Here is a 1,001-nt window from a genome sequence, read left to right as displayed (position 1 = left end):
CCCGGACCTCGCAGCGAGGTCCGGGCCGGTCCACGTGCCGCTGGTGCGCGCCGGACGCCAGACGCGCTGCCCGCCGGGACCCCGCTGGCTAGCGTGGCCCCGTGGATGACGCACGGACGTCGCTCTCGGTCGGTGCCGGTGACCCCGGCAGCGGACCGGTGGTGATGTGGGTTCGCGTCCACGCACGGGCGGGGTGCTCCGGCACCCCGAGGGAGCCCGCACCTGGGAGCCCGGCGCGTCCGCGTCGGCCCGTGACCGCCGCACCGGCGTTCACGGCGACCGTCGTGACCTGTCCGCCCGTGGACCGCCGTGACACGGGCGGCGCCGGCGACCCCGGCCCGTCCCCGGACGACGAGGAGCGAGCGTGGGCGAGGTGCTCGACGTGACGACCAACGCGCAGGCGACCGACGACGACGGCTTCCTGCCGACGGCCGAACCGATCCGGCTGCTCGAACCCGACGGGACCTTCCACGACGACCCCGACCATCCGGTCGACCTCGACGACGACGGTCTCGTGGCGCTGTACCGCAGGATGGCGGTCACCCGCCGTTGCGACCGCGAGGCCATCAACCTCCAGCGTCAGGGCCAGCTCGGCGTGTACGCGTCGTGTCTCGGCCAGGAGGCCGCACAGGTCGGGTCCGCCTCGGCGCTCGCCCGGGAGGACTGGATCTTCCCGAGCTACCGCGAGCTCGGTGCGGCGATCGTGCGTGACGTCGACGCCGGCGGCCTGCTCCACCTCTACCGCGGCACCTGGTTGTCGGACCATGACCCGTACGCCCACAACTTCGGGCTCCTGTCGATCCCGATCGGCACCCAGGCGTTGCACGCGACGGGGTTCGCGATGGGCGCCAAGTTCGACGACAACCCGCTGGTCGCCCTCACCTACTTCGGTGACGGTGGCACCTCCGAGGGTGACCCGCACGAGGCCATGAACTTCGCCGCGGTCTTCGACGCGCCGGTGATCTTCTTCGTGCAGAACAACCAGTACGCCATCTCGGTGC

Annotated in this window: 1 protein-coding gene; it reads left to right on the top strand. The window is 72.4% G+C overall.

Translation table 11 applies throughout. The features are described 5' to 3' along the window. Nucleotides 1–364 precede the first annotated feature (364 nt). Nucleotides 365–1,001: thiamine pyrophosphate-dependent enzyme (locus WEB03_RS04310; protein ID WP_368069735.1), on the top strand; the 637-nt coding region annotated here is incomplete at its 3' end.

Origin of the sequence: Nitriliruptor sp., assembly GCF_040882075.1 — a bacterium.
Classification (GTDB): Bacteria; Actinomycetota; Nitriliruptoria; order Nitriliruptorales; family Nitriliruptoraceae; genus Nitriliruptor.
This window is presented reverse-complemented; position numbering and strand designations above follow the sequence as displayed.